The sequence below is a fragment of the Streptomyces sp. NPDC059828 genome, assembly GCF_042731955.1.
GTDB lineage: Bacteria > Actinomycetota > Actinomycetes > Streptomycetales > Streptomycetaceae > Streptomyces.
Window position 1 is genome coordinate 75927 of the sequence record NZ_JBHWIW010000017.1, and the last position, 20382, is coordinate 96308.

Here is a 20382-nt window from a genome sequence, read left to right on the forward strand (position 1 = left end):
GGCCGAGCCGCACCTGCGTGACCGGCCGACTGCCCGACCGGCATGACCGGCCCGATTCGGGGCGCCTGACCCGGCTTGATCCCGACGTCCTCGGCGGGTGAACCCGCCCGGCCCGCCGTACCGTCGAGAACATGACGCAACGGGCTGGGAGCGACGGCCCCGGGCCCACCCCAGGCCGGGCTCTCATCGACGCGGGCGCGGAGCTCGACCCCGTGCACCCCGTCAAGCTTCCCGTCAGACACCGCCCCGGCGGGCTCACCGCCGCCGAAGTGGCCGAACGGATCGCGCGCGGCGAGGTCAACGACGTACCGCTGCGCAGCAGCCGCTCCACCGCGGACATCATCCGCGGCAATGTCTTCACCCGCTTCAACGCGCTCATCGGCGTGCTGTGGGTGGTCATGTTCATCGTCGCGCCGTTCCAGGACACCCTGTTCGGATTCGTGATCGTCGCCAACACCGGCATCGGCATCATCCAGGAGCTGCGCGCCAAGAAGACCCTCGACGGACTGGCCGTCATCGGCGAGGCCAAACCCACCGTGCGGCGCGACGGGGTCGCTGCCGAGGTGTCCACATCCGGGATCGTGCTCGGGGACCTCATCGAGCTGGGACCGGGGGACAAGGTCGTGGTCGACGGCGAGGTGGCCGAGGCGGACAGCCTGGAGGTCGACGAGTCCCTGCTGACGGGTGAGTCGGACCCGGTGCTGAAGCGGCGCGGTGACCAGATGATGTCCGGCAGCTTCGTGGTCGCGGGCGGCGGTGCCTTCACCGCCACCAAGGTGGGCCGGCAGGCGTATGCCGCACAGCTCGCCGAGGAGGCCTCGCGCTTCACGCTGGTCAGCTCCGAGCTGCGGTCCGGTATCTCCACCATCCTCAAGTACGTGACATGGATGATGATCCCGACCGCGATCGGTCTGATCATCAGCCAGCTGGTGGTGAAGGGCGACAACATCAAGGACTCCATCGCCCGGACGGTCGGCGGGATCGTCCCGATGATCCCCGAGGGCCTGGTGCTGCTCACCTCCGTGGCCTTCGCGATCGGGGTGATCAGGCTCGGCCGCAAGCAGTGCCTCGTGCAGGAACTGCCCGCGATCGAGGGACTCGCACGGGTCAACGTGGTCTGCCTGGACAAGACCGGCACGCTCACCGAGGGCGGGATGGACGTCACCGGGCTGCGCGTCCTGGACGGCTTCGACGAGGCGTACATACGCAGGGTGCTCGGCGCGCTCGGGGAGTCCGACCCCCGGCCCAACGCCTCGCTCCAGGCAATCATCGAGGCGTACCCGGACAGCGACGACTGGCGCTGCACGCGTTCGCTGCCCTTCTCCTCCGCCCGCAAGTACAGCGGGGCGGCCTTCAGCGAGGGCGACGGCCAGAGCTCCGCCTGGCTGCTGGGTGCGCCCGATGTGCTGCTGCCCCCGGACGACCCCGTGCTCGCGGACGCCGACGGGCTCAACGAGAAGGGGCTGCGGGTGCTGCTGCTCGCGCGTGCCGCGCGAAGGGCTCAGGCGGCCGGCCCGGCGGACGAGCTGGACGCCCCCGATGTGGCCGCGGGCGCCCACCCCGCCGCCCTGGTCGTGCTCGAACAACGGCTGCGGCCCGACGCCGCCGACACCCTGGCCTACTTCGAGGAGCAGGACGTCGCGGCGAAGGTCATCTCCGGCGACAACGCCGTGTCGGTGGGCGCGGTCGCCGGGAAACTCGGGCTGCCGGGCGCCGAACACACCGTCGACGCCCGCCGCCTCCCCGCCGACCGGGACGCCATGGCCGCGGAGCTCGACGCGAACGCCGTCTTCGGACGGGTCACCCCACGGCAGAAACGGGACATGGTCGGCGCGCTCCAGTCCCGTGGCCACAACGTGGCCATGACGGGCGACGGCGTGAACGACGTGCTCGCCCTCAAGGACGCCGACATCGGGGTCTCGATGGGCTCGGGCTCGGAGGCCACCAAGGCGGTCGCCCAGATCGTGCTGCTCAACAACAGCTTCGCCACGCTGCCGTCGGTGGTCGCCGAGGGCCGCCGGGTCATCGGCAACATCACGCGCGTGGCCACCCTCTTCCTCACGAAGACGGTCTACTCGGTGCTGCTGGCGGTCCTGGTGGTCTGCTGGCAGGTGGAGTACCCCTTCCTGCCCCGCCATCTGACACTGCTGTCCACCCTCACCATCGGCGTGCCGGCCTTCTTCCTCGCCCTCGCCCCCAACAAGGAGCGTGCCAAGCCCCACTTCGTACGGCTCGTCATGCGGTACGCGATCCCCGCCGGGGTCATCGCCGCGGTGGCCACGTTCCTCACCTATCTGCTCGCCCGCACCCATTACGGCGGCCCGGACGCCCTGGAGGCGGAGACCAGCGCGGCGACCCTGACCCTGTTCCTGGTCGCCCTGTGGGTGCTGGCGATCATCGCCCGCCCCTACACCTGGTGGCGGCTCGGCCTCGTCCTGGCGATGGGCCTGGGCTTCCTGCTGGTGCTGGCGGTGCCCTGGCTCCAGGACTTCTTCGCGCTGAGGCTGGTGGGCACGGTGATGCCCTGGACGGCGGTGGGGATCGCGGTGGTGGCGGCGGTGGTGCTGGAGCTCGCGTGGCGGTGGGTGGACCGCCGCTTCCCCGCGTAGCACCACCCGGCTGAGGACTTCCTGTGAAGGTTTAAGGTTCACCCGACGGTGATCGCTGTGATCAGTGTGATGACCGTCGTCGTCCGTGGCGCGGGGTGCGCCCGGCAGGGGAGGGGAGTTCCGCACGGCATGGGGCAGATCGGGATGTGGCGAAGGACGAGAAGAACCACAGGGGTGACGCTGGCGGCGGCGCTCGCGGGGGCGGCCGTACTGCTGGTGCCCGGGCAGAGCACGGCAGCGGCGCCGGAGGCCGCGGCCGCGTCCGCTCCGGCTCCTGTGGCGGGTGAGCGGATCGAGGCGGTACGCGACGCGAGCGGCAAGGCGTCCGGCTTCCGCGTCGTACCGGCACGGGCGGGCGGGCAACCGGGGCGTTACGCGTACAGCACCACGGACGGAATGCTGCGGGTGCAGCCGGCCCAGGCCGACCGCAGGCAGCCGGTGAAGGCCACGACGCTGCGCGTCGCGCCTGCCCGGAAGTCCGCCGTGCCGGTGACGCGGGAGGCACAGGCACGCGCCGCCGGCGGCACGTACTCCGTGCGGCTCCAGCTTGCGAACGCGGACCACTTCGGGCCGCTCATCCACGTCTGGAACCGCAAGACCTGGGTGTACTACGACGTCGACGAGGAGCAGTTCGACTCCTACGGCAAGGTCAGCCTGCCTCCGGGCGACTATGTGACGGTCGGTCTGTTCAGCAACTGGCAGCAGCCCGACCACCTCATCACCAAGACCTTCTCGGTGAAGGACCGCGGCCTGACGGTGACGCTCGACGCGAACACCGCCAAGGAGACCGGCGTCACCACGGACGAGCCGACCGCGCGCCGGAGCAGCTCCTCGGTGTGGATCAAGACGCCGAACGGCGACATCGCGGGCTTCGCGGGCGGCTGGGGCAACAAGGTGTACGTCACGCCGTTCTCGATTCCCGGCATGTCCCTGCGCGTCCACGACGTACTGACGAAGAGCGGCAGCGGCGCCAACAATCCGAGCCCGTACCGGTACGACCTCTACCGCCACTACGACGGCACCGTGCCCGCGTCGCCGCTCACGCGGGTGCTCACGGCGGACCTGGCGAAGACCACCACCACCCTGCGCGCGATCGGCGGGACCACCACCGGCTGGATGCTGTCCGCTCCGGAGACCGACACCTCCGGTGTGTACGTCGGGTCCACGGTCCGGGTCCCGTCCAGCGTCACCGAATACGCGACACCGGGCCAGTCCTTCCACCGGCTCGTGAACTACGACGGCGGCCCCAGCTTCAGCACGGAGCCCCGCACCCTGCCGAAGGGCAGCAGCCCGGGCGAGAAGTTCGGCGCCGCGCCCCTCATGGTCCGCACCCACGAGCCGTCCGGCACCCAGCTCCGCGGCACGAAACTGTCGGTCTACGAGCCGTACGCCTTCAGCGACTCGTCCGGCCACGGCGGCATGGACAGCGACGCGACCCAGGACCTCCTGCTCACCTCCAACGGCTCGACGGTCGCCGAGGCGAAGGACCTCGGCTTCCCCAAGCCCTGGACCGCCACGATCCCGACGGCGCGCAACCCCTACCGCCTCGTCCACACGGTCCGCAGCCACGCCGCCCCGTCCGCACTGTCCACCCGGCAGACGACCGAGTGGGCGTTCATCGCGGACGGCTACAACGGCACCCCCTTCGAGACCGATCCCCCGCTGGTGGACGTGGACGTACGGGTCGAGGGGCTGGACATCCGCAACACCGCGGGCACCGCTTCCGCTCCTGTGACCGTCGAGGCGGTCGCCACCTCCCGTACGGACGGAGCCACGGCGACCCTGACGGCCCTGGAGTACTCGACCGACGACGGGGCGACCTGGACCGCCCTGCCCGTGCCGGACTCGGGTGACACGGCCACGGCGGAGCTGGCGGTCCCGCAGGGCACGCGGTACGTCTCGCTGCGGGTGAGCGGCAAGGACACCGAGAGCTCGACCGTCCGGCGCACGGTCATCCGGGCCTTCGCAGGACCCGCGCCCGCGACCGCCGAGACCCGCGGCGCCACGAAGATCACCGACGTGGTCGTCAACGGCGGCCGCGTGATCGCCCCGCCCGTGTACGACGACCTGAACGCGGCGCCGTACACCGTGCGCTTCACCGCGTCCGACCCCGCGGGCATCGCGGAGGCCGGCGCCGTCCTCCACCGGGGCCCGTACGACCGCCCCGACGGCATCCTGCGCGCCGGACCGGCGACATGCACGGCGAAGGACGCCACCACCTCCGTGTGCGAAGCGCCGTTCACCATCAACGCCCTCACCCAGCTCGGCCGCAACAGCCTCGCGGGCGAGTGGAAGGTCGCGGCCTGGGCCCGCTCCCGCGACGGCAAGAGCTACACGGACCTGAACGGACTCGGCTCCGCGCTGATCCTGCGCCAGAGCCGGGTGACGATGAGCGCACCCGAGCAGGCGACCAAGGGCAAGCTCTTCACGGTCAGCGGCATCGCCGGCATCTCCGACTGGTCCACCGGCCGCTGGCTGGCCCTGAGCGGCCAGCCGGTCCAGCTGGAGTACCGCAAGCCGGGCGTCTCCACCTGGAGCCTCGCCGCCAAGCGGACCGCCGACCCCTCCGGCATCGTCAAGGCCTCGCCGAAGGCCGCGTTCGACGCGAACTGGCGGTGGCTGATGCCACGCACGGGCGAGATCGGGGCGGCTGCGTCACCGGTCTGGTTCATCGACGTGCGATAGCTCCACGGACGTGGGCAGGGGCGCCGGTCATCCCGACCGGCGCCCCTCTGCCGTTCCCGTGCCGGACCGGTGCACGGCGGGGACCATGCGGCGGTCGGCGCCGGACCCGGACGGTGTCGGCGAGTGCGGCCCGTACCCCGAGCGACTGCGGCAGCAGTTCGAGGGCGTGATCTGGCGGTTCAAGACGGGCGGGCAGTGGCGGGAGATGCCGACGGAGTTCGGCGCCTGGTCGACCCTCCACAACCTCTACAAGGAGCGGAACACCGTCGAACGCCTGGTCAACAAGATCAAAGCATGACGAGGCATCGCCACCCGATACGACAGGACTCCCGACAGCCACCTAGCCGGTCTGGATCAAGGACCTCACCAGGACCACCCGATGATCACGACTCGATATGCCCCTAGGTGACGCGCTGAGGTGCCGGACGCCAAGGGCGGGCAGAGTTGAGTCAACGGTCAACCAGCCGTGGACGCGGGGCCTCACCCGTGGATTCCGCGTCGGTGCCGACCGGGCCGCGGGGAAGCATCCGGTCCAGCCACTTCGGCAGCCACCAGTTGGTCCGGCCGAGGAGTGTCATGGTCGCCGGTACCAGCACCATGCGTACGACCGTGGCGTCGATGAAGATCGCGGTGGCCAGGCCGAGGCCGAACATTTTGGTGGAGGGGTCGTCGGCGACGGCGAAGGACAGGAAGACCGCCACCATGATGAGGGCGGCCGAGGTGATGATCCGGGCGGTGCGCGAGACGCCTTCGACGATCGCCGTGTGGTTGTCGCCGGTGCGCAGGTACTCCTCGCGCACGCGGGAGAGGAGGAAGACCTCGTAGTCCATCGACAGGCCGAACAGGATGGCGAAGAGGAACATCGGGATGAACGACACGATCGGAACCGTCGCTTCCAGCCCGATGAGTGCGCCTCCCCAGCCCCACTGGAAGACCGCGACCATGATGCCGTAGGCCGCGCCGATGCTCAGCAGATTCAGCAGTACCGCCTTGAGCGGTACGAGTACCGAGCGGAAGACCAGCATCAGCAGCAGGAACGACGTCGCCAGCACGGTGGCGACCAACAGTGGCAGGCGTTCGCTGGTGCGCCGGCCCACATCGGACAGGCTCGCGGCGGCGCCGCCGACGTGGGCCCTGGCCGGGCCGTGCCCGATCGCCGTGGGCAGTACATCGGTGCGCAGCCGGGCGATGGTGTCGGTCGTGGCCTTGTCCTGAGGGCTGGTGGTCGGGAACACCACGAGGGTCGCGATGCCGGTGGCCCGATCGATCTGCGTCGGCGCGACGGATGCGATGCCCGGATCCGCCGCGACCGCCCCGACGAGTCGGTCCAGCACTCCCGGATCACCGGCGGGGTTCGCGGCGATGACGAGGGGACCGTTGGTGCCCGGGCCGAACCCCTCGGCGACGAGGTCGTAGGCGCGGCGCTCGGTACGGCTCTGGGGCAGTGAGCCGTCGTCGGGCAGGCCGACGCGCAGGCCGAGCACGGGCAGCGCCGCGGTCAGCAGCAGCCCCGCCGCGCCGACCGCGTACGGCGCAGGGTGCCGGCTGACGTGCCCGATCCAGCGACGCCACCCGGCGGTGTGGGCGGCGCCTGCATCCGGGTCCCGCCGCCGTGCGAGTCGGCCCGGCTTCCTGGTCTGCAGAGCCCGGCCGATCCGGCCGGCCCGGGCCAGGCGTGGGCCGGCGGCGCCGAGGAAGGCCGGCAGCAGCGTCACCGACGCGAGCACCATGATCAGGACGACGATCGAGACGGCGAGCCCGCCCACCGTCATGAACGGCACGTTCGCGACCGCCAGGCCGAGGATCGACACGACGACGGTGCCGCCGGCGAAGACCACCGGCCGCCCCGCCGTTGCCACAGCTCGTCCGGCCGCCGCCTGCGGATCGAGCCCGCACGCGAGGTACTCCCGGTGCCTGGCGAGCACGAACAGCGCGTAGTCGATGCCCACTCCGAGCCCGACCATGCTGCCCAGGACCGGTGCGAAGGTGGGGACCTCTGTCACCCCCGCCAGTACCGTCATCGTGGCGACCCCGACGGTCAGCCCGAAGACCGCCATGCCGATCGGCAGCGCGGCGGCGACGAGCGAACCGAACGCCAGGAACAGGATCGTGGCCGCGGCGAGGAGGCCGATCAGCTCGCTTACGCCGCCGTCGGGGTCGGAGAAGGCGTAGAAGAGGTTCCCGCCCATCTCGATGCGCAGGGGCAGCTCGGCGCGCAGCCGGTCGCCGAGATCGACGAGGGCGTCGAGGTCTTCGGCCGACAGCCGGCTCTGGTCGGGGTACTGCACCCGTACGACCGCGATCCGCCCGTCGGCCGAGACAAGGCCGCCGCGCACGGTGGTGTCCCCGCCTGCGTCGAGTGCCCCCGCCGGGTCGCTCGTGCCGAGCACGTGCGGCAGCCGCTTCACCTCGGTCTGCAGCCGCGTGAGAGCGGTGCGCGCGCTGCCGTGGTCGAAGAACGTCGCACCGTCGTCGAGGGGGGTGACGACCACTTGGGCGGTCATCCCCTCCTGGGCGGTGCCTGCCCGCTCGATCAGTTCCGCGGCCCGTTGGGAGTCCAGCCCCGGAGCGGTCATCGAGTCCGCGGTCCGCCCGCCGATGGTGATCGCGGCGAGGACGGCGAGCGTGGCGGCGATCAGCCATGCCGCGATCACCCGCCAGGGATGGCGGGCGGCGCTTGCGCCCAGGCGCAACAGGGCTTTCGAGAGCATCGGGTCCTCCAACCACCTCGTCGGCCGTCCTTGTACGGCCGCCGATGCCGAGGTTCGTCGCCACGGCGCTCCGCGGCATCGGCTCGCGGGCCGCGGATCCGTCGGCCCCAGGGCGGAGTGACGCCCCGTCCTTTCGGCCGATGCGCGGCACGGCGCGGTCCCTAGGCTGAGAACCATGCTGCGAGACGACCTGCGAACCCTGTGGACCGAACCCCGGCCGCCCGACGCGCCCGCCCGGGTGTGGCGGGACTGGGCGCTGCTCGCCGCGGGCCTTGCCGGTGTGGTGCTGGAGGCCACCCTGCGCGAGGACGTCGTGTGGCGGCCGGTGGCGGTGGTGTTCGCCGTATGGCTGTGCCTGCTGCCCCTGTGGCGCCGGACCCGCCCGCTGGCGATGGTGACGCTGGCGTTCGGCTCGGTGATCCTGCTTCAGGTGGCCTCGCTCGTCGCCGCTCCGCGCGAGCCCGTCGGCCTGTACACCGGCGCGGTCGTGCTCGTACTGGTGTACGCGCTGCCCCGGTGGGGATCGGGACGCGAGGTCGTGCTCGGCGCCGCGGTGATCCTCGCGGCCGGCGCGCTGTGTTCCGTCACGGACGAGACCCCGTTCCTCGAGAACGTCGTGGGCCTCGTCTTCCTGCTGCTGCCCGGCGTGGTCGGGGCTGCCGTGCGGTTCCGGGTGACCGCTCGCGAGCGGCTGTTGGAGCAGGTGCGCTCCCGCGAGCGCGAGCAGCTCGCCCGGGAACTGCACGACACGGTGGCCCACCACGTGTCGGCCATGGTGATCATCGCCCAGGCGGGCCGGGTGCTCGCGGGCACCGAGCCGTCCGCCGCCGTCGAGGCGCTGGAGGGGGTCGAGGAGGAAGGGGCGCGCACGCTGGAGGAAATGCGCGCCATGGTCGCCGCGCTGCGCGACCGCGGGGTCGGCGCCGAGCTGGCGCCCCCTGCCGGAGTCGCGGATCTGGAGCGCCTGGTGCGCACCCCAGGTGGTCGCCTCAGGGTCGACTTGGGGCTCGACGGTGAACTGGACGCGCTGCCCCCGGCCGTGGACGCGGCCGTCTACCGGATCGTGCAGGAGTCGGTGACCAACGCGCTGCGCCATGCGGTCGAAGCGACCGAGCTCGTCATTCGGGTCGCCGCGGAACGGCACTCGGTACGGGTGAGCGTGCGCGACAACGGCCGGCGCACCGGCCGGGGTCGCGACGGATACGGACTTACCGGACTGCGCGAGCGCGCGACTCTGCTCGGCGGCACACTACGAGCCGGCCCGGATATCGACCGGGGCTGGCATGTCGAAGCCGAACTGCCGAGAGCGAGGAGCGAGAGCGGTGTCCATTCGCGTCCTCGTCGCTGACGACCAGACGATCATCCGCACCGGGTTGCGGATCATGCTGAACGCGCAGCTCGGCATCGAGGTGGTCGGCGAGGCGGCCGACGGGCGGGAAGCGGTACGTCTGGCCCGCGAACTACGCCCCGACGTCTGCCTGTTCGACATCCGTATGCCCGTACTCGACGGGCTCGAGGCCACCCGTCTGGTCGCTGGCCCGGGCGTCGCCGACCCGCTGGCCGTGGTCGTCATCACCACGTTCGACCTCGACGAGTACGTCTACGGCGCGCTGCGTGCCGGGGCCCGCGGATTCCTCCTCAAGGACACGGGACCGGACCTTCTGGCGCAGGCCGTACGGTCGGCGTCCGGCGGTGAGGCGCTCATTGCGCCCAGCGTCACCGTCCGTCTTCTCCAGGCATTCGCGGACCTGCCCGCCGGCCGGCCCGTGGCCCAGCCGGTCTCCCCCGTCACCGCCCGCGAGGAGCAGGTGCTCCTCGCCGTCGCTCGCGGGCTGACCAACACCGAGATCGCCGATGCACTGCACATCAGCCTCAGCACGGTGAAGACGCATCTGGCCAGCCTGATGGCCAAACTCGGCGCCCGCAACCGGGTCGAGATCGCGATGTGGGCCTACGAAACGCGCCGTATCCTCCCCGGAACCTGAGCCGGGTGCCGGGCCCTGTCCCATGAGTCCCCGCCCGGACAGCAGTGCACCGGTCGGCTCACGTCGGCTCCACGTGCCTCACCCGCCCCAGAGCGTGACGTACCAGGAGGCCGGAACCGGGACGGTGGTACACCCGATACGACAAGACTCCCGACAGCTACCTCGCCAGTCTCCACCGGCACGCCTCGATGATCTGGATCAAAGACCTCACCAGGACCACCCGATGATCACCTCTCGAACACGGCCTAGTCGAACCAGCGGTCCCTCGCCAGCTCCTCCGTCCTGGACGGGTCCTCCAGCAGGGCCGCCACCTCGAAGCGGCGCGGCCACTGGCCCGCCGCCCAGGCGAGGCCTGCGGCGACGCCCTCCAGGGTGGCGGCGTGGATGACGCCGTCGGGGGTGCGGCGCCAGTCGAGTTCGGTGCCGCCGGCCAGGAGTTCCTCGTGCTCGATGTACGAGCGCGGGGTCGCCGGGCCGAGCAGGGCGTGGACCGACGGGGGCACGTCGTGTTCCTCGCCGACCGTGGTCACCTCGGCGTCGACCGCCTTGCTGAGCCGTCCGACCTGGAACAGCTCCGCGAGGTCCGCCGCACGGTCCGGGGAGACCGGCAGCAGGGCGCGGCCGGCCGTCAGGGGCAGCAGGTCGGGGGCGTCGGCGACCAGGGCCTCCGACGCGTCCACCACCCGCACCTCGCCGTCGACCACCGCACGCAGCTCGTCCGGGAGTGTCACCTGCTCCGGGTCGAGGTCGGCCAGCGCGGTGTAGAGGGCGTGCAGCTGGGCGGGGCCGACCGGGCGGTCGGGGTCGGCGAGGCGGCCGAGCAGTTCGGCGGCGCCGCCCGGTTCGTCGAGGAGGGCGGCGACGGAGGTGCGTACGCCCAGTGCGTGCAGGACCTGCTCGTCCTCGAAGCCCGTCGCGTCCGCCGAGTCGTAGAGACCGACCAGCAGCGGGTCACCGCCGGAGACCCGCAGGCCGGCCGGGCGGCGGCCGTCGAGCACCGGGTGGTCGCGCAGCCACCAGGCCGTGTACGGGCGGATGGTCTCCGTCGTGCCGTCCGGCAGCAGCACCCTGACCGGCTGGGTGAGCGCGTCCCGCAGCGGCGGCTGCGCGAGGAGGGCGAGAGCCTGGGGCCAGCGGTCGTCGTCCACCAGGTCCAGATCGCGGATGGCGACGATCTCCGTGGCCACGGGCGGCACGGGCGTGTCGGGCAGCCGGTCCAGCACGTCCTCGCACCACACGTCCACCGCGTCCAGCAGCCCCGCGTCGTCCGTTTCGGGGAAGTCCCCCTCCCGGGGGTCCAGTTCGTCGGGGTCGAGCACGACATCGGTGGAGCGTACGAGCGCGAAGTTCGCCAGCACCCCGCACGCCGCGAGGGGCTGCTCACCCCAGCGCTCGGCCAGTTCGGCCTCCACCAGGGCGAGTTCGTCCTCGCGCATCACGGACGCGAAGGGGCTGCCCGGCAGCACCAGTTCGGCGGCCGGTGACAGCTCGCCGTCCTCGTCCGGCAGGGCGAGCGCGCCGAGCCACGGCTCGTCGCCCGGCTCCAGCCCCGCGTCCCGTACCAGCGTGAGCACGATCTCGGCCAGTTCGTCGGCGTCCGGCGCAGCGTCGTCGTCCCACAGCGGTGCGTCCTCGTCGTCGAGCGAGGCCGCGACCGCCGCCCGCACCTGAGGTGTCGTCAGCACCGCGCGGGGGGTCGCGGGCAACGCGCCCAGCTTCTCCAGCAGGGGGTGGGAGGCGTCCGGATGTGCCACCTTCAGCCCGAACCTGGCCAGGCCCGCGGGGGTGTCGGGGGTCGGCAGCAGCACCTGGCGGGGGCCGATCGTGGTGCGGGAGCGCTGGGGGGCGGCAGGCGGGCGTGCTTCGTCCGCCGTTTCGTCTGTTCCGTCGGGGGAGTAGCCGCGCGTACCCGGAGCCGCGAGCGGTACCGGCAACCCCGAGAGCCGCTCCGGGTCGACCCCGGCGAGGCTGTCGTACAGGCGCCACCACCATGACGGGTCCCGCTCGATCCCGGCGAGCCGGTCGACCGCCTCGGTCAGCGGGACGCGCGCGACACCGAGCGTGCGCAGCTCCACGCGCCGTTCGAGACCCGCCGGCAGCAGTGTCGGCAGCACGTCCGCAAGGACCCGGACGGTGTCGGCGCCCGCGCCCTCCACGATCTCGGCCTCCAGGGGCCGCAGCGCCACCATGTCGTCAGCGACCGACGGGGCTGACGCGTCTGACGGGTCTGACAGGTCTGATGGGGCTGACGGGGCCGAAGTGGCGGGGGCGGCCGGGGCGAGGAACGCGACGCGCGGCAGCAGGTCGAGGATCGCGGCCCGCAGGGTGCCGTCCAGCTCGCCCTTGCCGAGCGGCCCCGGCACGAGGTCGATGGTGCCGGTGCTCACCGGCTGCCAGTCGCCGAGGAGTTCGGCGTAGGCCTGTGCCGCGCGCTGCACCAGGAAGTCGGTGAGCGGTCCCGGGGAGTGATGGCGGCGGGCGGTGTCGAGCGGGAGCGTCGCGATGAGGAGGGCGGGCACCCCGAGGGGTTCGTCCGTGGGTGTGGGGGCGTGGATGACGGGAGCGGTGGCCGGGTACACCGGCGCCCCGTCTCCGTCCACGGGCACCGCCCACGTGACGCTCCAGTGCGGGCGCAGCCGCTCCTCCACCGGGCGGCCGGCGAGCAACGCGGGGTCGAGGGCTCCGTGGTGGGTGACGACGCGCCAGCGGTTGACGCCGAGCGCGCTGTCCTCGATGTGGACGTACGGGCCCTGCTCGCTGCGACGCAGCGTCCGCACCCCGTCCGGGGTCTCCACGACCACCTCGGTGAGGCCGGACAGCGCGAGCAGCAGCGCGTCGTCCACCCCCTCGAGCAGCCGGGCGACCAGGTCCTCGGCGGTGCCGTCGCGCAGCGGCAGGATCACCACCGTGTCGTAGCCGTCGGGCGCGGTGCCCTCGGCGGGCAGCGGAAGCCGCAGCAGCGGTACGTGCCCGTCGCGCCGGCGCAGCTCGTCGCCGAGCCCGGGGCTGCCCTGGGCGGCCTGCGCCGCCAGCCCGCGCGCCTCGGCGAGCGACCAGCGGACACCGCCGTGCCGCCCGACCACCGCGGGCTCGTCGCTCACCGCCAGCACGGCGGCGAAGCCGACACCGAAGCGGCCGACCGCGCGCTGGTCGTGCTCCCGCTTGGCGGACGCGCGAAGGGTGCTCAGCGACTCGACACCGGTGGCGTCGAGCGGCGCGCCGGTGTTGGCCGCGACGAGGGTGCCCCCGTGCAGGGTCAGCCTGAGCCGCCCGGGCACCCCGGCTCGGGCGGCCGCGTCGGCGGCGTTCTGGGCGAGCTCGACGATGAGGCGGTCGCGGTAGCCGCCGAGCGCGAGGTCCTCCTCGGCGTTGGCATCCTCCCGGAAGCGTGCGGGGCTGGCCCCCCACGCATCCAGCACGCCGCGCCGCAGCCGCGCCGTCCCGAACGGGTCGGCACCCTCGGTCGTCCTGACGCTCACGCCCGTCTCCGCTCTCTGTGTCCGCGCTGACACCAGCTATGTGTCCCTGATACCGGTGTACCTCTGACCGCCTACCGGTGCGGCCTGAAGGTACCGCGTCAGGTGCTGTGGCCCGCTTCCCGCCCGTCTCGCACACCCCGAAAAAAACTTTCCGAACCACCTGCAACCTTGCCCGGGGCCGCACGTCTATCCCTACGAAGGCGGCAGTAGGGGCCGACGGCACCGGGGGGACCGGGACGAGAGCCTCCGCCGAGATCACTTTCAGCTTTCCGGTATTTCTCCGAGCCTGTGTATCCCTGGGGGACCTGCATCATGCGTACGCACCTTTCGTCCCGTTCTGCCGCTGTCGCTCGTTCCGCTGTCGCCGCCGCCGCGGTGCTGCTCACGGTGGTCACCCCGGTCGCCGTGCCGGGCGTCGCCTTCGCTCAGGCCCCCGGCGCGCCGGCCGCCGCCGCCACGGGGATCACGACCCAGCTCGACATGCAGGGGAGCTTCCGGATCGGTCAGCGCGTCTCCTTCAACGCGCACATCACCAATGGCACCGCGACCGCGCTGAAGGGCCAGAAGGGTCTGATCACCGTCGCCTACGGCAAGCACGTCGACGCCGAGCTCGAGCCCGTACCGGCCGATCCCTCCAAGGTCATCGTGGAGCACCTCTCGGGCGACGTCTGGGAGCGCCTGACGCTCAGCAAGGGCGAGAACGACGCGCTCCAGGCCACGTACGCCTTCAACGGCACGGTGGCACCCGGTGCCGAGGCCCGGGAGCGCTTCCGGGTCACCATCGACCGCTCGATCCCGGCCGACCTGAACATGGGCGAGGTCGCCGTCGGCGCCCACACGGACGGCACCGGCATGGACTCCATCGGCTTCGGGATGGCACGCACACAGGCCGAGAACCCTGACATCCGCATCGGCGGCATCAACGGCAAGCCCGAGCTGACCACCGGCGGCAAGCCCGTGGAGTTCACCGCCACCGTCACCAACAACACCGGCAAGGACCTCGACCCCGCCGACGCCTTCTTCGTCGGCACCGAGTCCGGCGACCTCGATCCCGCGCACGTGACCGTCGAGCGCCGCGACCGCTCCGGTGCCTGGGCCCCGGTGCGCCTCGGCGAGCAGGACCAGGCGGTCTCGGGCGTCCTCGACAGCGGCGCCCTCAAGCAGGGCGAATCCCGTACCTACACTCTGCGGCTGGGCCTGACCAAGCACTTCCCGAAGAGCGCGAACCGCGGTGACTTCGAACTGATCAGCAGCAACGGCGGCGCCGGCTTCGACTTCACCGTCAAGCACCAGCACGGCTCCGGCACCCCCGACCCGGCCGTGGACCGTTCGTTCGAGATCGCCACCTCGGGGCTCGGCGCCACCACCCCGCTCACCAAGGGTGGTGCGGCGAAGGAGTTCATCGCGACAGTGCGCAACAAGGGCAACATCCCGCAGCAGGCGAACTTCGTCGTGGAGATCACCGACCAGGACGTCAAGCGGAAGCTCCAGGCAGGTGAGATCCGCCTGGAGCAGCACGTGAAGGCCGCCGCCGACGGCTGGAAGGACGTCAAGCTGGTCCCGTCCAGCGAGGGCGGGTACCTGATGGCGCAGGTCACGCCCCACGAGCTGGACCTGGCCCCCGGCGGGTCCGAGAGCTACCGGATGCGGATCGCGGCGACCTCCGCGAACAAGGCGAAGGGCTTCACGTTCGAGATGGAGGTGCGGGCGTCGCTCTCCAGCCACCGGGTCAACCGGCCGTTCACGGTGACCGCGGCGGCGTCGTCCCCCTCTCCGGCCCCCACCGCGGGGACCGTGAGCGCGAACGAGGCCACCCCGCAGGGCGGGCGCATGGCAGAGACCGGTGGCAGCGACTCCACGCCGCTGCTGATCGGTGTCGCGGGTGCGCTGGTCGCCACGGGCGCGGCCTGGCTCCTGATCGCCCGCCGCCGCGCCCAGTAGGGCCGTGCGGGGCCGAACCCGGCCAGGCCGGGACGAGCACCCCGAGTACCATGCGCCGGCTGAAGGTCACGGGGGTGGGGATCGCCGGATACTCCAGCGCGAACGACAGGTGGCTCCGGAGGTACGGCGTTGAACGCATCCCTTGCTCTGCCCGGCCCTTGGCCGGAGGCTCAGCCCTGGTCCAGACCCTGGTCCAGGCCGCTGCGGCTGCTGTTCTCCCTCGGGGGAGAGGCGTCCGGCGGGCACCGGTCCGTCCACGGGGGGCAGACCGGCGCACGCCCGACCGTCACGGATCTCTATCACTCGCACCGGTTGTCGATGGTGCGGCTGGCGATCCTGCTCGTGGACGACCTCGCGGCCGCCGAAGACGTCGTCCAGGACGCTTTCGTCGCCCTCTACAAGCGGCACGGTGAGACTCTCGACGACATCGACAACGCACTCGGCTATCTGCGTACCTCGGTGGTCAACACGGCCCGCTCGGCGCTGCGTCGGCGCAAGACGGCCCGGGAGTACGTGCCACCGCACGAGGCTGACGCGGCGTCGGCCGAGGACCACGCCGTGCTGAGCGACGAGCACCGGCAGGTGCTCGTCGCTCTGAAGGACCTCACCTCCCGCCAGCGCGAGGTGCTCGTACTGCGCTACTGGTCGGACATGAGCGAGGCCGCCATAGCGGAGACGCTCGGACTGTCCCGTGGCGCCGTCAAGTCGACCGCCAGCCGGGCGCTGGACGCACTGGAACGCAGGCTCAAGGCCAACGACACACCGACGGCGGCGAGGGGAACCCGATGAATTCCGCAGACAGCGTCGAGGAGCGGCTCACCCGGGCCCTCTCGGCCCGTGCCGAGCAGGTCACCATCCACTCACTGCGGCCCGCCGCACCGCCCCAGCCCAACTGGACGGCGCGCGGGCGAGGTCCGCTGCTCTTCGCCCTGGCCGCGGCCGTCACGGCGGTCGCACTCATGGGCACGGCGCTGGTCACCCTGACCCAGCGGCCCGGCAACGCGCCCGCGGCGGACCTCCCTCCCGGGGTCGTCTCCTCTGCGCCCACCGTCCCGCCCGCCCCGGGGAACAGCCCCAGCGGTGTGCCTCCGCAGTCGCCCTCGGCGCCGGAAGCCCCGGAGCAGCCGTCCGGCCGTGCGGTCACGATCGTCTACGGCCCGCCGGACCGCAGCTTCACCCTGCGCACGGGCGGTGGGACCGCGGCCCTCGACGCAACGGTCGCGAACAACGTCGGTGAGGCGGTGGAGCAGGCGACGGACGTCCTGACGATCACCCCCGAATCCGGAGGCACCCTCCCGGCCGGAGCCGTCAACGTCTCGCTGCGCGACCCCGCGACCGGCGCGTGGCGCCCGGTGGGCGGCCTCAGCGGCTCCGCCTACGAGGCGTACCTCTCCGGCGCGGCGGGCGCACGTCTGGACGCTTCGGCGTCCCGTACGCATCAGATCCGTATCTCGCTCGGCGAGGCGTTCCCGGAGGGGGTCGGGCGGCTGCGGGTGTCGCTCAGCAGTGACGGGGGCGAGGAGACGCTCACGCGCACGGGCTGAGCTCCGCGGGGGCCTCGCGGTGGGGCCGGCCGGGTTACGCGGTGCCCGTCCTCGTCCTCAGACTCCGGACGGGCTGGTCTCCCGCGCTTCCCGGCACCGCGGGGGGCAGACCACGAGAGCCCACCCCGCGCCTGCGCCCCGGCGGCAAGGTGCCCCGGTGAGGGCACTGGCACTACGAAAGGCCCTAGCTGTGGCCCAGGTCGTCCGGGGACGCCGTGTCCGCGTGGTCCGGGACCGAGCCGCTGTCGGGGGCCGGGCGGAGGGGGAACTCGTCGGCGCGCATCGAGTCCAGTACCGGTGCCGCCGGACGCGGCGGCTTCGGCATCACGGCCGCTTCGGAGTGCGCACCGCAGCCGTACGCCAAGGACACCACCCGCCCGTCGGCGGGCGAGAACTCGTTCGCGCACACCCCGAACGCCTGCCCGAGCGACCCGCCGAGGGGCATCAGGAACGCACAGGACACACACGTGGACGGGGCCGCCTGCGCCATCGGGGTCTTCGCGCCGTAGGCGTCCTCCCAGCGGTCCGCCGCCGTGTGGAGCCCGTACCGCGACAGCACCCGGGCGCGTCGCATACCGAGCTCCTCCGCGACCGCGCCGATGGTGCCGCGCGACGGGCCGCGGGAGACGATCTCGGCGTCCTCGGCGTCGACCCGGTCGGCCATCTCGTGCGACACCGCGGAGTTCGGCGGCGGCGCGTCCTCGCCCGAGTACCCGGGCTCGAGGCGCATGTCGTCCGCCTCGGTCGGCAGCAGATCCCCGGGACCCAGGTCGCCGGGCCGGAGCCGCTCGCTCCAGGGCACCCACTCCGGTGCGAGCAGCGCGTCGGAGCCCGGCAGCAGCACGGATTCGTCGATCGTGACGATCTTCGCGCGGGAGGCTCTGGCGACCGTCACCGCCCAGCGCCAGCCGCGGTAGCCCGGTTCCTTGCACTCGAAGAAATGGGTGACCACCCGGTCGCCCTCCGAAGCGACCCCGGCGTGCTCGCCCACCACCCCCGGCGCCGCCGCTTCCTCGGCCGCCGCCCGGGCGAGGTCTACCGCCTCGGCGCACAGGCGGTCGGGGGTACGGCTTCGCGTCGTCGCAGCACTCACAGGTCTCGCTTCTCTCCTACGCCGTCTCACGGGTGCGCGCCGGAGGATCCACGATGTACGGGCAGCGGGCGGAGCGGCTGGAATCCACCCGGGCCCCGGAATGGGTCCGGAACACTGGGGAGTGCCGCATCGACGTCCGCGCCCGGGCAATCGGTCCCGTGCGCACGCACCTACCATCACCCATTCTGCGGGATGACGAAGAGGCGCGCGGCCGAGAACCACCGCCGGTGGCGCGCTACGCACGCTACCCCCCTCCGTGCCGTACCGCCCACCTGCCCGTCCGAATAGCGGTTCATACCCGTTCCGGATGGCGGCGCGTAGGGCACTATGACGACGTGACAGCCGCGAGGTCGTCCCCCGTGCCCGGGCCGCTGAGCAGGACGGCCCGGTCGGTCGGGCGTGCCCTGCACTGGCCCTTCACCGGCGCGGCGCGCGGTATCCGCCGGGCGACACACGCGCACGGCGCGGGCGAGTCGGGGCTCGGCAAGCTCATCGAGCTGCACGCCGTGAACGGCGCGGGCGATGTCATGGTCACCGTGGCGCTGGCCGCCACCGTGTTCTTCGCCGTCCCCACCGACGAGGCCCGTGGCCGGGTGGCGCTCTACCTCGCCATCACCATGGCGCCGTTCGCGCTGCTCGCCCCGGTCATCGGCCCGCTCCTCGACCACATCCCGCACGGCCGGCGCGCCGCGATGGCGGCCGCGATGGCCACCCGCGCGGTGCTGGCCCTCACGATGTCGGGCGCGGTCGCCACGGGCGGCATCGAGCTGTACCCGGCGGCACTGGGCGTGCTGGTGGCCTCGAAGGCGTACGGCGTCGTCCGCAGCGCCGTCGTGCCCCGCCTGCTCCCACCGCGCTTCGCTCTCGTGAAGGCCAACTCGCGGGTGACCCTGGCCGGTCTCGTCGCCACCGGCATCGCCGCGCCCATCGCGGCCGGGCTCCAGCAGATCGGGCCCGCGTGGCCGCTCTACGGTGCCTGCGCCATCTTCGTGGCGGGAACGTTTCTGGCGTTCACCCTGCCGCACAAGGTCGACTCCGCGAAGGGCGAGCACAAGGCGCACATGCTGACCCACGGCGAGCGGAAACCGAGTCTGCGCACCGTCGGGCCCTCCGTGTTGCACGGGCTCCAGGCGAACGCGGCCCACCGGATGCTCTCCGGTTTCCTGATCTTCTTCCTCGCCTTCCTCCTGCGGGTGCATCCGATGGCCGGGCAGAGCGCGGCGGCGTCCCTGGTGATGGTGGGCATCGCGGCGGGCGTCGGCAACGCCTGCGGTACGGCGATCGGGGCATGGGTACGGCACCGGCCGCCCGAGGTGATCATCGCGACCGGGCTGATGATGGCACTGACGGCCGCGGTACTCGCGGCGGTCTTCTTCAGTCCGCTGATGGTGGCGGTGCTCGGTGCTGTCGCCGGGCTGACCCAGGCGCTCTCCAAGCTGTCGCTGGACGCGATGATCCAGCGGGACGTGCCCGAGGCGGTGCGGACATCGGCGTTCGCCCGTGCCGAGACGCTGCTCCAGATGGCGTGGGTGGTGGGCGGGGCGATCGGGATCGCTCTGCCGCTGAACGGCGTGCTCGGCATGTCGGTGGCGGCCGCGATCCTCGTGATGGGCGCCGTGCTGGCGCTGCGCGGTCTGGTGGTGGCCTCCCGGCGGAGCATGCCGCCGCCGCGAACGGTGCGGGCGGTCCGGGTGCGGTGAGCGCGGCGTGCCGTGGTGGCGCCTGCGGCATGTGGTGCGAAGACGCTGAGTCACGTGGTGCGGTGATGCGTGTGACGCATGTGGGGGACGCGGGCCGCCGCGCCACGCCGCACCCCCGCGCGGCGGGACACCGGGCGCCCGATAGCCTTCGGCCCATGACCGTTGCGTTCTCTTCCGGCAAGCGCCGCCGGGCCGTCGCCGCCCTCGGTGCCGTGTCCGCCGGCCTCCTCGTACTCTCCGCCTGCGACAAGCCGACGCCGCTCGCGACCGTGACGGTCGGGTCGAACTCGGTCAGCACCGAAGCGGCCTGCTACAACGACGGCGAAGCCATCAAGGAGTCGCTGATCCAGGGCTGCCTCAACAAGAAGACCGGCAAGACCGTCGAGGTCAGCTCGGACGACCGGGTCCGCTTCGGCGTCGAGCCCGAGGTGGCCGAGAACGGCTGGACGCTGTTCATCGGTGGCCAGCAGGCCGAGCAGGAGCCTTACCACAAGACGTACCGGTCGATCCCCGCCAGCGCGTTCTTCTCCACCCAGACCGGCGAGGCGACCAACACGGCGCAGGTCAGCATCGTGGAGACCACGGGCAAGCGGCTGACCGGCATCTGGCACTTCACGCTCAAGAAGGAAGGCTGA

The 20382-nt window shown here is 72.3% G+C and carries 12 protein-coding genes and 1 pseudogene; 10 read left to right on the forward strand and 3 right to left on the reverse strand.

From position 1 onward, the window contains the following. Positions 1 to 131: 131 nt before the first annotated feature. The 3 genes and pseudogenes from ACFV6V_RS13310 to ACFV6V_RS13320 all read left to right on the forward strand — a co-directional run. Complete coding sequence (locus ACFV6V_RS13310; RefSeq protein WP_385563398.1) at positions 132 to 2609, forward strand: HAD-IC family P-type ATPase; 2478 nt, start codon at positions 132 to 134, stop codon at positions 2607 to 2609. Between the two features lie 174 nt (positions 2610 to 2783). Next, complete coding sequence (locus tag ACFV6V_RS13315; RefSeq protein WP_385563401.1) at positions 2784 to 5294, forward strand: hypothetical protein; 2511 nt, start codon at positions 2784 to 2786, stop codon at positions 5292 to 5294. 85 nt (positions 5295 to 5379) lie between these two features. After that, a pseudogene (locus ACFV6V_RS13320) lies at positions 5380 to 5547 on the forward strand (transposase); the annotation flags it as partial. 196 nt (positions 5548 to 5743) lie between these two features. Here ACFV6V_RS13320 and ACFV6V_RS13325 read toward each other — a convergent pair. After that, positions 5744 to 8005: an MMPL family transporter gene (locus ACFV6V_RS13325; protein WP_385563405.1), complete on the reverse strand. Its 2262-nt coding sequence runs from the start codon at positions 8003 to 8005 to the stop codon at positions 5744 to 5746. 175 nt (positions 8006 to 8180) lie between these two features. On the opposite strand from ACFV6V_RS13325, the gene ACFV6V_RS13330 reads away from it, so the two are divergent. After that, entirely contained in the window at positions 8181 to 9353 is a 1173-nt protein-coding gene (locus ACFV6V_RS13330; protein ID WP_385563408.1) for a sensor histidine kinase, read from the forward strand. Further along, complete coding sequence (locus tag ACFV6V_RS13335) at positions 9328 to 9990, forward strand: response regulator transcription factor (RefSeq protein ID WP_189186836.1); 663 nt, start codon at positions 9328 to 9330, stop codon at positions 9988 to 9990. The genes ACFV6V_RS13330 and ACFV6V_RS13335 overlap by 26 nt, the downstream gene beginning before the upstream one ends. Before the next feature lie 245 nt (positions 9991 to 10235). Here ACFV6V_RS13335 and ACFV6V_RS13340 read toward each other — a convergent pair whose 3' ends face one another. Beyond that, the gene (locus ACFV6V_RS13340) at positions 10236 to 13469 is read right to left on the reverse strand and encodes a sacsin N-terminal ATP-binding-like domain-containing protein (RefSeq protein WP_385563411.1); all 3234 of its coding nucleotides are present in this window, start codon (positions 13467 to 13469) and stop codon (positions 10236 to 10238) included. Between the two features lie 312 nt (positions 13470 to 13781). Here ACFV6V_RS13340 and ACFV6V_RS13345 point away from each other — a divergent pair, with 312 nt between their 5' ends. The 3 genes from ACFV6V_RS13345 to ACFV6V_RS13355 all read left to right on the forward strand — a co-directional run bounded on the left by ACFV6V_RS13345 (position 13782) and on the right by ACFV6V_RS13355 (position 16954). After that, entirely contained in the window at positions 13782 to 15410 is a 1629-nt protein-coding gene (locus tag ACFV6V_RS13345; protein ID WP_385563413.1) for an LAETG motif-containing sortase-dependent surface protein, read from the forward strand. Positions 15411 to 15539: 129 nt separating this feature from the next. After that, positions 15540 to 16199, forward strand: a complete 660-nt coding sequence (locus ACFV6V_RS13350) for an RNA polymerase sigma factor (protein WP_385563416.1) — start codon at positions 15540 to 15542, stop codon at positions 16197 to 16199. Continuing rightward, the gene (locus ACFV6V_RS13355; protein WP_385563419.1) at positions 16196 to 16954 is read left to right on the forward strand and encodes a hypothetical protein; all 759 of its coding nucleotides are present in this window, start codon (positions 16196 to 16198) and stop codon (positions 16952 to 16954) included. The genes ACFV6V_RS13350 and ACFV6V_RS13355 overlap by 4 nt, the downstream gene beginning before the upstream one ends. A 184-nt stretch (positions 16955 to 17138) precedes the next feature. On the opposite strand, the gene ACFV6V_RS13360 is transcribed toward ACFV6V_RS13355, so the two are convergent. Then, on the reverse strand, positions 17139 to 18047 hold the full coding sequence (locus ACFV6V_RS13360) for a DUF3027 domain-containing protein (protein WP_385563421.1): 909 nt from the start codon (positions 18045 to 18047) through the stop codon (positions 17139 to 17141). A gap of 335 nt (positions 18048 to 18382) precedes the next feature. Here ACFV6V_RS13360 and ACFV6V_RS13365 point away from each other — a divergent pair, with 335 nt between their 5' ends. Both ACFV6V_RS13365 and ACFV6V_RS13370 read left to right on the forward strand, forming a co-directional pair. Next, complete coding sequence (locus ACFV6V_RS13365; protein ID WP_385563423.1) at positions 18383 to 19747, forward strand: MFS transporter; 1365 nt, start codon at positions 18383 to 18385, stop codon at positions 19745 to 19747. A 155-nt stretch (positions 19748 to 19902) separates the two neighbouring features. After that, the gene (locus ACFV6V_RS13370) at positions 19903 to 20382 is read left to right on the forward strand and encodes a DUF2771 domain-containing protein (protein ID WP_385563426.1); all 480 of its coding nucleotides are present in this window, start codon (positions 19903 to 19905) and stop codon (positions 20380 to 20382) included.

What these genes read in the sequence shown, in the direction of transcription:
- ACFV6V_RS13310 (WP_385563398.1), top strand. Translation starts at nt 132, where the DNA reads ATGACGCAACGGGCTGGGAGCGACGGCCCCGGGCCCACCCCAGGCCGG.
- ACFV6V_RS13325 (WP_385563405.1), bottom strand. Translation starts at nt 8,005, where the DNA reads ATGCTCTCGAAAGCCCTGTTGCGCCTGGGCGCAAGCGCCGCCCGCCAT.
- ACFV6V_RS13330 (WP_385563408.1), top strand. Translation starts at nt 8,181, where the DNA reads ATGCTGCGAGACGACCTGCGAACCCTGTGGACCGAACCCCGGCCGCCC.
- ACFV6V_RS13345 (WP_385563413.1), top strand. Translation starts at nt 13,782, where the DNA reads ATGCGTACGCACCTTTCGTCCCGTTCTGCCGCTGTCGCTCGTTCCGCT.
- ACFV6V_RS13355 (WP_385563419.1), top strand. Translation starts at nt 16,196, where the DNA reads ATGAATTCCGCAGACAGCGTCGAGGAGCGGCTCACCCGGGCCCTCTCG.
- ACFV6V_RS13370 (WP_385563426.1), top strand. Translation starts at nt 19,903, where the DNA reads ATGACCGTTGCGTTCTCTTCCGGCAAGCGCCGCCGGGCCGTCGCCGCC.